Source organism: Oleiharenicola lentus (assembly GCF_051660365.1).
GTDB classification, from domain to species: Bacteria; Verrucomicrobiota; Verrucomicrobiia; order Opitutales; family Opitutaceae; genus Lacunisphaera; species Lacunisphaera lenta_A.
This window is the reverse complement of the sequence record NZ_JBOZXB010000001.1, coordinates 1,116,951-1,130,829: the sequence shown is the minus strand read 5'-3', so window position 1 is coordinate 1,130,829 and position 13,879 is coordinate 1,116,951. Positions and strand designations below refer to the sequence as shown.

11 protein-coding genes are annotated in these 13,879 nt (G+C 60.7%); 7 read left to right on the top strand and 4 right to left on the bottom strand.

The window, feature by feature from the left end; all coding sequences use genetic code 11:
- Positions 1-236: 236 nt before the first annotated feature.
- The 7 genes from ACRRQW_RS04080 to xdhB all read left to right on the top strand — a co-directional run bounded on the left by ACRRQW_RS04080 (position 237) and on the right by xdhB (position 11,386).
- Positions 237-2,240 carry a sensor histidine kinase gene (locus ACRRQW_RS04080; protein WP_438479982.1) on the top strand — a complete coding sequence of 668 codons (2,004 nt, stop codon included), beginning with the start codon at positions 237-239 and terminating at the stop codon, positions 2,238-2,240.
- On the top strand, positions 2,237-2,899 hold the full coding sequence (locus tag ACRRQW_RS04075) for a response regulator (protein WP_438479981.1): 663 nt from the start codon (positions 2,237-2,239) through the stop codon (positions 2,897-2,899). Before ACRRQW_RS04080 ends, ACRRQW_RS04075 begins: the two co-directional genes overlap by 4 nt.
- Positions 2,900-3,122: 223 nt before the next feature.
- Positions 3,123-5,390, top strand: coding sequence for a TonB-dependent receptor (locus ACRRQW_RS04070; RefSeq protein WP_438479980.1), 2,268 nt, complete (start codon positions 3,123-3,125; stop codon positions 5,388-5,390).
- Positions 5,391-5,602: 212 nt separating this feature from the next.
- Entirely contained in the window at positions 5,603-6,346 is a 744-nt protein-coding gene (gene allE, locus ACRRQW_RS04065) for a (S)-ureidoglycine aminohydrolase (protein WP_438479979.1), read from the top strand.
- Positions 6,347-6,476: 130 nt separating this feature from the next.
- On the top strand, positions 6,477-6,854 hold the full coding sequence (locus tag ACRRQW_RS04060) for a CidA/LrgA family protein (RefSeq protein ID WP_438479978.1): 378 nt from the start codon (positions 6,477-6,479) through the stop codon (positions 6,852-6,854).
- A gap of 1 nt (position 6,855) precedes the next feature.
- Positions 6,856-7,539 carry an LrgB family protein gene (locus ACRRQW_RS04055; RefSeq protein ID WP_438479977.1) on the top strand — a complete coding sequence of 228 codons (684 nt, stop codon included), beginning with the start codon at positions 6,856-6,858 and terminating at the stop codon, positions 7,537-7,539.
- Between the two features lie 4 nt (positions 7,540-7,543).
- Positions 7,544-11,386, top strand: coding sequence for a xanthine dehydrogenase molybdopterin binding subunit (gene xdhB, locus ACRRQW_RS04050; RefSeq protein ID WP_438479976.1), 3,843 nt, complete (start codon positions 7,544-7,546; stop codon positions 11,384-11,386).
- A 3-nt stretch (positions 11,387-11,389) separates the two neighbouring features.
- Here the strand turns inward: xdhB and ACRRQW_RS04045 are convergent, their stop codons facing one another.
- The 4 genes from ACRRQW_RS04045 to ACRRQW_RS04030 form a co-directional block, all read right to left on the bottom strand.
- Entirely contained in the window at positions 11,390-11,617 is a 228-nt protein-coding gene (locus ACRRQW_RS04045) for a hypothetical protein (protein WP_438479975.1), read from the bottom strand.
- Positions 11,618-11,684: 67 nt separating this feature from the next.
- Entirely contained in the window at positions 11,685-12,248 is a 564-nt protein-coding gene (locus ACRRQW_RS04040) for an NUDIX hydrolase (RefSeq protein ID WP_438479974.1), read from the bottom strand.
- The gene (xdhC, locus tag ACRRQW_RS04035) at positions 12,245-13,066 is read right to left on the bottom strand and encodes a xanthine dehydrogenase accessory protein XdhC (protein WP_438479973.1); all 822 of its coding nucleotides are present in this window, start codon (positions 13,064-13,066) and stop codon (positions 12,245-12,247) included. The genes ACRRQW_RS04040 and xdhC overlap by 4 nt, the downstream gene beginning before the upstream one ends.
- Positions 13,067-13,264: 198 nt before the next feature.
- Positions 13,265-13,873 carry a methyltransferase domain-containing protein gene (locus ACRRQW_RS04030; protein WP_438479972.1) on the bottom strand — a complete coding sequence of 203 codons (609 nt, stop codon included), beginning with the start codon at positions 13,871-13,873 and terminating at the stop codon, positions 13,265-13,267.
- Positions 13,874-13,879: the final 6 nt, after the last annotated feature.

Genomic DNA, 13,879 nt, shown 5'->3' with positions numbered 1-13,879 from the left:
ATTCCACCGATCGGAAAACGATGGAGATGCTTGGAGGGTTCATCCGTGTCCGTGGTCAAATCTTCCTTCGGGTGCTTCGTGCGCTTCGTGGTTAAAATGAATTTCTCCTGATTTCCTGAGTTCAACATTCGCATTTTCTGCATGTCCGGACGGAAAGGGCCGACCTGTTATTTATACTAGGTTTTTGATTAACAGCGGGCTTGAGTGGTGAACCGCCGTGCGGAAACGTGGTGCGCGTGAAGTTTCCCTCCCTTCCTTGCTGGGCGCCGTTGACCGGTATTTTGATCCTGGCCGGCGGTATGTTGAGCACGGTGATGTTCGGGCTGGCAGGGGACTTGACCGGACGCGTGTCGCTGCCGGATGCATCACGCGGGGCGACGGTAGCAACGCTCGCCGATAACGGGCGCGGTTATTCGATCGACGAGGTTGCGGCGTTGTCCAAAAACAATTGGACGCCGCTGGCTGGAGACTTCGTCCGCGCGAATCGTAACGAGGTGATGTGGATCCGCGTGGTTTTGCCGAATCGAACGGACGAAACGCTGACGGGGATTTTCGGCGAAAGCGCCTATTACATGGATCAGATTGATTTTTGGACGCGCGATAAAAATCAGGGTTGGCGACACGCGCGCTCGGGCGAGTGGACGCGCGACAAGCCGGTCTGGGGACGCAGCGCGGTGATTCCCGTGCACGTGCCGGCGCAATCCGAAACCACGTATTATCTCCGCGCGGAGGACAAAGATTCCATCTGGCTGAACCTGGCGTGGTGGCCGGATCGTGAGCAATACGCCGCCGTCCGGTTGCGCATCGCGCTCGCGGAAGGCCTCTACTACGGCGCGTTGTTCGCGCTGTTTTTCTACAACGCGGTATTGTGGATCAGACTGCGTTTTTCGGATACCGGTTATTACCTCGGATACCTGGGCATGGCGGGCCTGTTCTTTTTTTCGCTGAACGGAGGCTTCCTGCAATTCATCGCGCCGCTCGGCTCACCGGCGGTAAATATCGTCGCAAAAATTGCCGTCGTGCTCAGCGCCGCGTGTGTGGTGCAGTTTGGCCGCGTATTTCTCGAACTGCGGGAACGCGTGCCGGTGGCGGATCGCTTCGCGCGGTGGCTGCGCAATGGACTGCTCGCGTTGTTGCCGCTGACTGTGATTCCGTCAGCGGGAAGCGTGCCGCTGTTGATCGCGGTCGATTTGCTCGTGCACGGCACGATGCTCGTGATGGCATTGCTCGCGTGGCGCGCAGGTGCGACGCATGCGCGGTATTTCGGCCTGGCGTTCGGGTTTTTATTCGCGGGCATTACGCCCGCAGTGGTGTCGCTGGCGATCAACCGACCGCAGCATTGGGCGATGATGGCGTTTTTCGCCGGCTCGGTGATGGAGATGCTCATGCTCTCGCTCGCGATGGCGGATCGGTTTGCGCGCATCCAGCGCGAGCGCGCCGCGACGCAGGAAAAACTTGTCGAGGAAATGGCGCAGCGCGAGACGTTGCAGGAAGCTTACGCCGACGAACTCGCGCTGGAAGTCGGCGAGCGCACGAAGGAATTACAGGAGGCGAATCGCGACAAGGACCGCATGATCGCGGTGATCGGCCACGATTTGCGCGGGCCGTTGACGGCGTTGACGATGGGCGCGGAGCAAGCATCGGGTCGCGCGGACGAAGCGTTGATTTTTGCCGACGAGGCGGCGCACACGGGGCGGCAGGTGCTGTTGCTCATCGAGGATCTCGTGCTGTGGGCGCGGTTGCGCGCGGGCAGTGTGCATCCGGGCGTGCACCTCGTGAAAGATTTCGTGACGCAGGTGGCGGCGCTGCATCAACCGTTTGCCGCGCAACGCGAGGTGGAGTTGGTGGTGTCGGTGCCGGAATCGTTGCGCGTGAAAACCGACCTCGTGCTCGCGCAGACGTTGATGCGCAACCTCGTGGCGAACGCGGTGCGGTTTGCGCACACGCGGGTCGTGGTGAGCGCAGTTGCCGTGGCGGACGGGGTGCGGCTCACCGTGCGCGACGATGGCCCGGGTTTGCCGCCGGAAGTCGGCGCGGCGTTGTCGACTGAGTCGGGTGCTGCGGCGCAGGTGGATGCGCGCGGCGGCGGCCTCGGGTTGCGGTTGTGCGTGGAAATCGGGCGCGCGCTGGGTGTGCGTCTTGAGGTGAAAACGGGCGTGGGTGAAGGCGCGGAATTTTCATTCACGTTGCGAGGTGCGAATGTGGATACGCGATCCCCGTTTGCGGAGAGCCAGCCGTGATCGAAAGCCATCAACCCACCAACGCGGCGTCGCATCGGGTGCGCGTGCTCATTCTTGAGGACATGGCGATGTTGCGGCGTTTGCTCGTGAAGTGGCTCGAAGGCTTGCCGCGTTTCGAACTCGCTTACGCGGCGGCGTCGGGCGAAGAGGCGCTCGCAAAGATTTTAGAAACGAAACCTGATGTGTTGATCGTGGATTTGCAGTTGCCCGGCATCGATGGATTGGAATTTGTGCGCGCGGCGCGGCAATTGCGTCCGCAAATGCGGGCGTTGGTATTGTCCTCGCTGGTCGATCCGCTGGCGTTGACGCGGGTGCGCGAGAGTGGTGTGGAAGGTTACGTCGAGAAATATGCGGAGCCGGAAATGCTGGCGAAGGCGCTCAACGCGGTGACCGATGGGCGCCGGTTTTATTCCGCGCGTTTTAGCGATACGCTCGCGCGTGAAGGTGAGAAAACCGAGGCGGTCGGCAAGGTATTGTCACGACGCGAACAGGATGTGCTGGCGCTGGTGCTGGCCGGACGCACGAGCAAGGAAATCGGCGCGATGATCGGCCTGACGCAGCGCACGGTGGATTTTCATCGCAAAAATATCATGACGAAACTCGGCGCCTCGAACGTCGCGGAACTGGCCGCGAGGGCGCAGCGGATGGGGTTGGAGTAGGGTATGGAATCTTAATCTTACTCTTTCTCTTAATCGTTCTCTTTCGTCACGAGATAGGGAGGATCAGCGAAGGATCTCAAGGGCCTAAGACGGGAGAAAGAGAAAGATTAAGAGGACGAGAAAGAGGCTGCCTGCGTTGCTTGCGAGGACTTGGGGCGGCGCTTGCGCTGCGGGGGGCTTTCCGATTTGGTGACGCAAAGTTTATGCGCCCATTTTTACCTCGATGAACGCCCAACGAGTTTGGTCCGATCCCCAGCGGGCGGGGTGGAATGATTTTTCGAAACGCCTCGGCCTGAGCGCGCTGACGCTGGCGTGGAGTGCGGCGACGTGGGCACAGGAAGCGGTGACGTTGGACCCGCTGGAAATCACGGCGCGGCGGACGGAGACGGCGCTCGCGAATGCGCCGGTCGCGGTCACGGCTTACAGCGGCGATTTCATGGCGGCCAACGGCCTGAATAATTACGGCGAGCTCGCGCGGGTTGTGCCGGGGCTATTCGTGATGGAGCAATCGGTGGACAATGTGAGTTTGAATCTGCGTGGCCTCAACTCCGACACGGGCGATCCCCGGTTGCAGCCGCGGATATCGACGTTTCAGGACGGCGTGTTGCTGACCAATGCGCACGGCAACAGTGTGGCGCTGTTCGACGTCGCAAACGTGGCGGTCTTCAAAGGCCCGCAGGCCACGCGATTCGGCCGCAGTGTGCAAGGCGGCGCGCTCGTTCTCAACAGCCAGCGCGCAACCAACGGAAATTCCGGCGCGCTGGCGCTGGGCTTTGGCGGTTATCAGGCCACAAGCGCGGACGTGATGGTCAACCGCGTGGTCGTTGCGGATAAACTTTACGCGCGCGTCGCGGTGCATGCGAAGCAGCGTGAAGGTTACGTCACGAATCTCGCGGACGATTCCAAGCTCCAGGGCGAGGGAACCTTGGCCCTGCGCGCGAGCGGGCGCTGGCAGCCGACCGACGCGACCACCGTCGATGTGATTTTCAATTACCAACGCGACGACACGCCGTGTATTGCGCTAAAAAACGCCAGTGGCGTGCCTGGATTTGCCGCATTCGACATCGATCCTTTCAACGGCACCACGACCCTCAATCGCGGCTCGGAGCTTGGAGTCGCGCGCACGATTCTCGGTCTCACGGGCATCGTCGCACACACCCTCAGCGACGCGTGGGTCCTCACCGCGATCAGCGCGTGGCGCGACGTGGAGAGTCGCAACGAGTTCGATATCGATGGCGCGCCGCTCTACTTGCTCGAAGCGGCGGAGGTGTTTGACGGACGGCAATTCAGCCAGGAGTTGCGCTTCAACTATGACCGTGGAGGGAAATTCACGGGGGCGGTGGGCACGGCGATCTACGCGACCAACGATACACAGAGTGCGATCATTCGCAGCGATGAGAATGTGCTGTATCGTTACCTCACGCGCTTGGCGCCGCCGATCGCGTTCAACCCGCGTTACGCCGAACAAAACTCCAACGAAGCCCGCAACACGACGGGCGACGTGTTCGGGCGCCTGAGTTATCAAGCGACCGAGCGACTCACGCTGGGTGGCGGTCTGCGGCTCACGCAGGAGTCGATCAAATCGCGTTTCCAGTCGTATCCGGCGCCGGTGCGGGGATCGCTGGTCGGCGCGGTGCCGACTTCGGGCGGCATGAATAATTTTTTCAGAAACACGAATGGCTGGCTCGAAGATTCCACGCGCTTGAATTCATGGTCGGGGCAACTCGATGCGCGTTACATGGTCACACCGCAGCTCACGGCGTATGCGACGCTGTCGCGCGGGCGGCACGCGCCGGTGCTGGATTTTAACGCGCTCACGCTCGCACCTCAGGTGCACGCCGAGGAAACCGTGCTGGCTTACGAAGCCGGCGTGAAAGGCGCGATTCCCAGTCGTCGCCTGCGTTATGAGGCTTCCGTGTTTCAGTATGATTTTTCGCATTTCCAGACGCAGCGCACGACGACGCTCGGGGTGATCGAGGCGTTTGACGGCGGCCGTGCGCGCGGTCGCGGCGTGGAGACGACGTTGCAGGCCGATCTCGCGCGGGCGCTGACGGTGTTTGCGACCTACGGTTTTACCGATGCTCAATTTTCCGACACGGACGAGAGTGGCGCGCCGCAAGTCTTTGCCGGCAATAAATTCCGGCTCACGTCGCGGCACGTGGTGTCGCTCGGCGGAACTGCGACGCTGGCGGTCGAGAAACAGGGCATGGTATTCGTGACGCCACTTTTCACGTATCGCTCGGAATATTTCTTTGAAGACAACAACGCTGCCAACGGCGGCATCTTGCGACAGGGCGGCCACGCATTGCTGAGCGTGCGGCTCGGTTACCGCCCGCGCGGCGGGCAATGGGAAGTCACCGCGTATGCGACCAACTTGCTCGATAAAGATTACCTCCTCGACGCCGGCAATATTGGCGGCAGCTACGGTCTACCGACAAACATCCCCGCGGCCCCACGCATGTTCGGAGCAAAATTCGCGATGCGATTCTGAGCGCTGAGCGGAGACGAATGGATTTGAAGGTGGAAATCGGGGAAGCGTAAAACGGACGCGAGAATACGTCTGTTTATACCCGACATGGCCTCCTTCAGTTGGGTTTAAACTTAGGTCTGGATCGACGCAGAGTGATAAATCGTGGAGGCGTGCGTTTCGATTTTCTCATTTTAGGGATTTCATGTTTTTTCGTTTTAACTCAAAACTACGCCATGCCTGAACTTTTTGGTCACACCCGTGCGCGGATTGCCGCCCGCCATGCGCTCATCACGCCGGCGAATCACGTCAATAGCTCCGTGCCCGGCATCACCGGTGCGACGACTGTCATCCTGATCAACGAGGCGTTGGGCGCGAAATTTGCGCAGACGCTCGTAACTTTTCAAAAGGGCGGCGCAGCCTCGATCACAGCGAGCGAGGTGCAGACGTTCGGTTATGTCGTGAGCGGCGGCGGCGTGGTGTCGGTCGACGAACAAAAAGCGAAGGTCGGTGCGGGCGGTTATTTTTATGCGCCGGCGGGTTCGGCGTGGACGTTGACGTCGCCCAAGGCCGGCACGCAGCTCATGCTTTTTCAGAAAAAATATGTGCCGCTCGTGGGTGCTCCTTTACCAAAGCCGATCATCAGTGACGCGGCGAACGTCAAAGGCACGCCGTTCCTCGGCGATCCGGCGGCGAATCTCCAAGTGTTGCTGCCTGACGATGCGTCGTTCGACATGGCGGTGAACGTGTTCGCGTATCAACCGGGCGGGCATTTGCCGTTCATCGAAGTGCACGTCATGGAACACGGGCTCGTGATGCTCGGCGGTGCGGGCGTGTATCGGCTCGAAGACAGTTGGTATCCGGTGCAGACGGGCGATGTGATTTGGATGGCGCCGTATTGCGCGCAGTGGTTTGTCGCGATGGGCAAACAGCCGGCGAGTTATCTCTATTACAAGGATGTGAATCGTGCGGCGTTGTAGGTCGACGCAACAGGCCGCACATCGGGAGTGAAGTCTGTCCTGCAAAATCAGTTCACACGGCAAGCGTTTACTGAGATTCCCGCGTGACTGGTCACGTTGCTGCTCTTGATGGATTCCTCACTTCGCTCAAATGACATTAGCTAATTCAAAACTGCTGCGCACGGTGCTCGGGCTGGCGATTATCACGGCGGCGTTTCTTGCCGGGGATTTTGCGAAGCGTCAATTCGGGCTCATCCTGCCGGGGAGCGTGCTCGGGATGTTCGTGCTGCTGATTCTACTCGGGGCGCGCCTCGTGAGGCTAGAGTGGGTGGAGGATGCGGCGAAGCTGCTGATCTTTATCCTGCCGGTGTGTTTCGTGACACTCTATGTGCGTGCGGGCGCCGACCAGGAATTGTGGCAGCGCTGGGGCTTTGTCATTGCGGGCACGTTGATCGTGTCGGTGGTCGTGCTTTGGGCGTTTGTCGGGCGACTGGCGCAATGGCTTTTAGCAAAATCCACGGAGAAATAACATGGCTTGGAAAATCATTCTCTGGAGCGCGGTGACGATTGGGGTGTTTTACGCCGCACGACGGCTGTTTTTGCGCACGAAAATTCAGATTCTGCATCCCGTGCTCGTGAGCACGATCGTGCTGCTGGTGGTGGTGGAAGCGACCGGGCGTCGTTACGCAGAGTTTGCGGAAGGCACGCATTGGCTCGCGTGGATTCTCGGGCCGGGCGTCGTGGCGATGGGCGTGCCGGTGTATAAGTTACGCGCGCTGATTTTTCGGAAAATTGGTGTGCTGGTGACGGTGGTGCTTTCGGCGATGAGCTTCAGCATTGCGAGCACGATGGGTTTGCTGGCGCTGTTTGGGGCCGATCGGTTGCTGATGATCGCGCTGAGCATGAAAAGCGTGACGTCAGCGGTCGCGATGGCGATTGCGGTTGACGCTGGCGCGCTGCCGGCGGTGGCGGGCGTTGGCGCGATGTTTGCGGCTGTGCTCGGGGCGGCGATCGGGCCGTGGGTGCTGGGTCGCGCCGGCGTGACGGATCCGCGCGCCGTCGGGCTGGCGTTGGGCTGCGGCTCGCACGCGGTCGGGACGGCGCGAGCCTTTGAACTCGGCGAGGAGCAGGGCACGTTTGCTTCTGTCGGGCTTTCGCTGACGACGCTCGCAGCGGCTTTGATTTGCCCGCCGCTGTTTCTGCTGTTTTCCTAACCCCATGAGTTCGTCCCCGGTGAGTGTCGCGAGTCCGCAAACCAGTTTTGAATTTCTGCTCAACGGGAAAACGGTGCGAGTCGAGGGGCTGGCCCCGACCACCACGCTGCTGGAATTCCTGCGCAACTCCGGACGGACGGGCAGCAAGCGCGGGTGTGACGAAGGCGATTGCGGCGCCTGCACGGTGGCGATCGTCGAGCGCGACGCACACGGCGCGGCGACCTATCGCGCGGTGAACAGCTGTATCGCGTTGCTGCCGATGTTTGCCGGCCGCGAAGTCGTGACCGTCGAAGGCCTCGCTGACGGCGCAAAGTTGCATCCCGTGCAATCGTGCATGGTGGACAATTTTGGTTCGCAGTGCGGCTACTGCACGCCGGGTTTTGTCGTGTCGATGTTCGAGGGCTATTATCGCAAAGACGCAAACACGCCGGCGAAAATCAACGACCAGCTCTGCGGCAATCTCTGTCGGTGCACGGGTTATCGCGCGATTCGCGATGCGGCGCTGGCGGTGGTTAAGATGAAAGACGCTGCGGAAGCGGCCCGCCCGGAGGTCGGGCCCGACCACGATGCATTTGGTGCAAGGTTGGAAAAACCGGTCACGGCGCTCGGATTGCTCGATTACACTGCGAACGACGAAAAGTTCTTCCGGCCGACGTCGCTCACGGAGTTGTTCGCGCTGAAACAGGTGTATCCGGAAGCGCGGCTCGTGGCGGGTGCGACGGAGATTGGCGTCGAACTGAACAAAAAGTTTAAGAAATTTCCGGCGCTGATTTCGACGGAAGCGGTCGCTGAGTTGACCGCGATTACGTCAAGTGATGAAGGCTGGCGCATCGGCGCGGCGGTGACGCTCACGGCGATCGAAGAAAAAGTCGCGCCGGAGATTCCGATGCTTGCGAAAATGCTGCGCGTGTTTGCCGCGCGGCAGATTCGCAATCGCGCGACGCTGGGCGGCAATATCGCGACGGCCTCGCCGATTGGCGACAGCGCGCCGGTGTTGATGGCACTGAATGCCGCCATCGTGTTGGCGTCGCCGACGAAGTCGCGCATGGTGCTGATCGCGGATTTTTTCACCGGTTATCGCCAGACCGTGCTGCGGTCGGATGAAGTGATTAAAGAAATCGTGATCCCGCGCGTGACCCTCGCGCGCGGCTGCCGATTCCAGACAGAATTCATTAAAGTATCTCATCGCACCGAACTCGATATTAGTATCGTGGCGGCGGCGTTTGCGGTCGAGACGGACAACATGGGCCTCGTGCGGCGCGCGCGCATCGCTTACGGCGGCGTGGCGGAGCGCACGAAGCGTGCGACCAAGGCGGAAGCCGCGCTGATGGGGAAAACATTATCGCAGGCGCGCGGGGTCGTCGCGGCGGCATTGAAGGAAGAATTTACGCCGATCGACGATGTGCGCAGTGGCGCGGCGTATCGGCGCGGGCTGGTGGTTTCGTTGTGGGAACGTTTCGTCAGCGGCGACACCAGCGAAGCGCACGAGAGCGAGACGGGGTATGATTTTTCAGGCGCATGGCCGGTGGACGATGCGACGCGCACGCTGCGTCACGAAAGCGCGGTGGGTCATGTGACGGGTCGCGCAATGTATGTCGATGATACCGCGCATCGCCGGCCAATGCTCGATGTGTGGTTGGTGACCTCGCCACATGGGCGCGCAAAAATCACTCGCCGCGATGCAACGGCGGCGCGCAAGGCGCCGGGCGTGGCTGCGGTGTTGCTGGCCGAGGATATTCCGGGCGAAAACAACGTCGGCGTCTCGCGTCACGACGAACCGTTATTCGCGACGGACGAAGTGCTTTTTCAAGGACAAGTCGTGGCGGCGGTGATCGGCGATTCGCTCGCGGCGTGTCGTGCGGCGGCGGCCTTGGTCGAGGTCGATTACGCGCCGCTCGCGCCGATAGTGGGGATTAAAAACGCGATTGCCGCGAAGCAGTATCACACGGATCCGCACACGTTGAAGCGCGGCGATGCGGTGGCGGCGCTCGCGGCAGCGCCATTGAAATTCGAAGGGGAATTCGAGTTTGGCGGACAGGAACATTTTTACCTCGAGACGCATGCGTGCTGGGCTGAACCGGGTGATGGCAACACGCTCACGCTCCATTCCTCGACGCAGCATCCGTCGGAGATTCAAACCATCGTTCACGAAGTGCTCAACGAAGCGAAGAGCAACATCGTCGTGCAAGCGCCGCGCATGGGTGGAGGTTTTGGCGGCAAGGAAACGCAGGGAAATTCCTTCGCGTGCATCGTGGCGCTCGGCGCACGGGTGACGGGCAAGCCTGTGCGGTTGCAACTCGACCGCGACGTGGACATGGCGCTCACAGGGAAACGTCATCCGTTTTTCTCGAAGTTTGCGGTTGGCCACGATGCCGAGGGTCGCGTGCTCGCCGCGCACGTGGAATTGGTTTCCGACGGCGGCTGGTCGTTGGATCTTTCCCAGCCAATCGTCGATCGCGCACTATTTCATTTGGACAACGCGTATTATTTGCCCGCGGTAAATTTCACGGGGCGCGTGGTGAAAACCAATACGACATCGCACACGGCATTCCGCGGGTTCGGCGGGCCGCAAGGCGTGATGGTGATTGAAGAGATCATGGATCGCGTCGCGCGGCGCACGGGGCTCGCGCCGGAAGTGGTTCGCGAGCGGAATCTTTATCACGGCACCGGCGAGACGAATAAAACCCATTACTTCGAAGATATTGGCGACAACCGCATCCAGGATATCTGGAAGCAGTTGCTCGCGTCGTCGGAATTTAACGAACGCAAAAAAACCGTCGCGGACTGGAATGCGGCTCACGCGCGCGTCAAACGCGGCCTTGCGATCACGCCGGTGAAGTTCGGCATTTCGTTTACGCTCTCGCACTACAACCAGGCGGGCGCGCTCGTCCACGTTTACTCGGACGGCACGGTTCAGGTGAATCATGGCGGCACGGAAATGGGGCAGGGTTTGCACACAAAAATGCTCGGCGTCGCGATGCGTGAACTCGGGCTGCCGGCGGATCGCATCCGCATCATGACGACGAGCACGGACAAGGTGCCGAACACGTCGGCGACCGCGGCGTCGAGCGGTGCGGATTTGAACGGCATGGCGGTGGCGAATGCATGTTCGATTCTGCGCGAGCGGTTGCGGCCGATCGCGGTGAAATGTCTCACGATCAAATCCGGGCGCGCGGATTTTGTGCCGGCGGCGGACACGGTGCGATTTGTCGATGGCTTGGCGCTTTCGTCCAGCGACGAAACAGTGCGCGTGCCGTTCGGCGATGTGGCGATGAAAGCGTATGTCGAGCGCGTGAGTCTTTCGACGACGGGTTATTACGCGACGCCGGGGATTTATTGGGATTGGAGCAAAGCGGCGGGGAGGCCGTTTCATTATTTCGCGTGCGGTGCGGCGGTCGCGGAAGTCGAAATCGATGGCTATACCGGCATGCAACGCGTGAAGCGTGTCGATATCGTGCATGATGTCGGTGACTCGCTGAATCCGGGCGTGGATCGCGGACAAATCGAGGGCGGTTTTGTCCAGGGCATGGGCTGGCTCACGAGCGAAGAACTAAAATGGGACGCGAAAGGCCGGTTGCTCACGCACAGCGCGAGCACGTATCAAATTCCTGCGATCAGTGACACACCGGTGGAGTTTAATGTCACCTTGATGCCGAAAGCGGCACAGCCCGGCACGATTCACGGCAGTAAAGCCGTCGGCGAACCGCCGTTGATGCTCGCGTTCTGTGTGCGTGAAGCGATTCGCGATGCGGTGGCTTCGTTTGGCGGCGAAGGCGAAGTCGCGCTCGCGTCACCGGCGACGGGCGAAGCAATTTTTAATGCAATCCAAGCCCGCGTGGCGAAGTGAATTTTATTTAACCTGCGTCGTTTCGACGTCGATGACGTCGCTGTGATCCACGCGATTGGTGCGGGCGGAAGCAGGTGTCGCGCTTGCACGCCGAAACGCGGGCATCGTCGCCGGACGTCCGAGCAGGCGGCGGATACCGAACACCACAAGGCCAACCGCGATAAAAAATACCGCGATGAGCACGCCGGCGGCGAGGGCGATGAGACTGAAAATAAACCGGACAAAACGCATGCCTCGAAGACTCGGCAGAAACGGGGAAGTTGCAAGAAACTGCCCCGAGGAATTCGGGACAGATTTTCTAAGCGGGCCCGGTGGGTTTCATCCAACCAAGTTCGAGGAATGTCTGGTGGAGCATCGCGATGTGCATCGCCTGGTTGATTTCGCCGGTGCGAATTAATTCCAGCACGCGGGTGAACGGCACGAACTCGGAAACGATGTCTTCCGTCTCTTCCAATTGCGGCGCTTGCACGATGCGGGCGTTGTGCGCGAGGAAACAGTGGATGCGGTTGTTGGTGCGCGCGGGATTGGTGAGCAGGCCGCACACGTGGCGCCAGTCATCGGCGACCGCGCCGGTTTCTTCGAGCAACTCGCGTTGGGCGGCGAACACGAGATCTTCGCCGGCGTCGGTGGTGCCGCCGGGTAGTTCGTAGCCGAACGCTTCGCCCGCGTAACGGTATTGGCGCCCGAGGAGAATTTCGTTTTGCGCGCTCAGCGCGCAGACGTGCACCCACTCGGGCTCCTCCATCACGTAATAAGGCTCAATCGCTTTACCCGAGGGCAACTCGACGCGATCCGCGCGGAGGCGAACCCAACGATCACGATGCACGTCGCGAGAGGAAAGTTTTTTCCAAGGCTTCATCATGCGGTCGTGCGCGTAGAGGTTGTTGTCCCCGCGAGTTTGTCGCGTTCGGTGAGGAGTTGCGCGGCGATACTAAGAGCGATCTCGACCGGCTGGTTGTTGCCGAAGCTCAGGCCGACGGGGCAGTGAAATTGTTGCGCGCGCTCGGGCGGCAGACCGGCGGCGATCATTTCGCGGCGCATCACTTCGGCTTTTGCGTCGCTGCCGATCGCGCCGACATAGGGGAAATTCCGTTCGCCGAGCGCACGCTGCAACACCGGGCGGTCAAACGCATGGCCTTTGGTCAGGCAAAGGAGAAAGGCGTGGTCGGGCATCTGCGGGACAAGATCGGCCGGCTCGGCGGCTTCGAGGTAACGGGTGTTGCGGGCACGCGGAAGGCGATCCAGCCATTCGCGTCGCGGGTCGACGACCGTGATCTGGCAATCGAGCGGCGCGAGCACGGGCACGAGGGCTTGCACGACGTGGCCCGCGCCGAAAATCCAGATCGGCCACTTCGCACCGATGCCGCCGCCGACGTGTGGTTCGAAATAAATTTTAACGGAACCGCCGCACGTCATGCCGACGTCAGTCTTGAGCGCCCAGTTGACGAAACGCGGGGTGCTTTCGCGGGCCTCGAGCATTTCGCGCGCGAGCGTGAGCGCCTTGGCTTCGACCTTGCCACCACCAATCGTGCCGGTGTGGAGGCCGGCTTCAGTGACGAGCATCTTTGCGCCGGCGTCTTGGGGCGTGGAGCCAAGTGCGTCGGTGAGAATCACGAGCACGAACGCCGTGCCCTCGCGTCCGAGGCCGGTGAGTTGTTCGTAGAAAGTGGCGGATTCCATGAGTGAGAGCGAGCGGGCGCGATGTTCGCGGGTTGGAAGCACGGCGCAAACCAATCTAATCTGGAACTGAAGGAATGCGCCCGCTGGCTTCTAAAGGGCTTTAACCAAGCCAATGAATGTGGAAATCAGGAACTCAGGAAAAAATTCAAAGGACCCGCGTTGGTTTTTCCTGATTCCCTGAGTTCCAGATAAATAATTCTATCCCTTGAACGAGGTGCGGCGGCGTTCTTGCCAGCGTTCGCGGCCGGCGAAGAGGGGGAGCGAGTCGTTCACTTCGACATCTTTAGTGAGAATGAAGTAGCGCGAGAATAATTCGTCGGCTTCGCCCCACGCGAAGCCGAACGGCGGGCCGGCATCGGGCGCGGTGTTCTGGTAATAAAAATATCCAGTCAGCGAACCGCCGCGCTTGAGCAATTGCGCGCAACGGTCGCGATAGGCAGTTCGCCGATCAGGCGTGAGCGCGCAGACGAAGGTGCGCTCGTAAATGAGGTCAAACGATTCAGGCGCGAGATCGTGGGTGAAAAAATCGCCGAGTTGCACGCAGTGGGCGAGCGCGGCGCCAACGGTGCGCTTGGCGCGTTCGACAGCGACCGGGGAGATGTCGAGCGCGGTGACATCGTAGCCGGCAGCGATGAACGCCTTTACCTCGTGGCCCGAGCCACAGCCGGGAATTAATACGCGCGGCGTCAGCGAGCGTTGGAGAAAATTTCCGAGGTCGACCGGAACGCCGCCGAAATCCCAGGGCGTCTGGCCGCTCGCGTAACGTTTATCCCAGTATCCGGGCAGGCTTGGGTTTTCATCGTGCATGCGGAA

Coding starts and splice junctions, on each gene's coding strand:
- ACRRQW_RS04030 (WP_438479972.1), bottom strand. CDS start 13,873: ATGCACGATGAAAACCCAAGCCTGCCCGGATACTGGGATAAACGTTAC.
- ACRRQW_RS04070 (WP_438479980.1), top strand. CDS start 3,123: ATGAACGCCCAACGAGTTTGGTCCGATCCCCAGCGGGCGGGGTGGAAT.
- ACRRQW_RS04040 (WP_438479974.1), bottom strand. CDS start 12,248: ATGATGAAGCCTTGGAAAAAACTTTCCTCTCGCGACGTGCATCGTGAT.
- xdhC (WP_438479973.1), bottom strand. CDS start 13,066: ATGGAATCCGCCACTTTCTACGAACAACTCACCGGCCTCGGACGCGAG.
- xdhB (WP_438479976.1), top strand. CDS start 7,544: ATGAGTTCGTCCCCGGTGAGTGTCGCGAGTCCGCAAACCAGTTTTGAA.
- ACRRQW_RS04060 (WP_438479978.1), top strand. CDS start 6,477: ATGACATTAGCTAATTCAAAACTGCTGCGCACGGTGCTCGGGCTGGCG.
- ACRRQW_RS04055 (WP_438479977.1), top strand. CDS start 6,856: ATGGCTTGGAAAATCATTCTCTGGAGCGCGGTGACGATTGGGGTGTTT.
- allE (WP_438479979.1), top strand. CDS start 5,603: ATGCCTGAACTTTTTGGTCACACCCGTGCGCGGATTGCCGCCCGCCAT.
- ACRRQW_RS04045 (WP_438479975.1), bottom strand. CDS start 11,617: ATGCGTTTTGTCCGGTTTATTTTCAGTCTCATCGCCCTCGCCGCCGGC.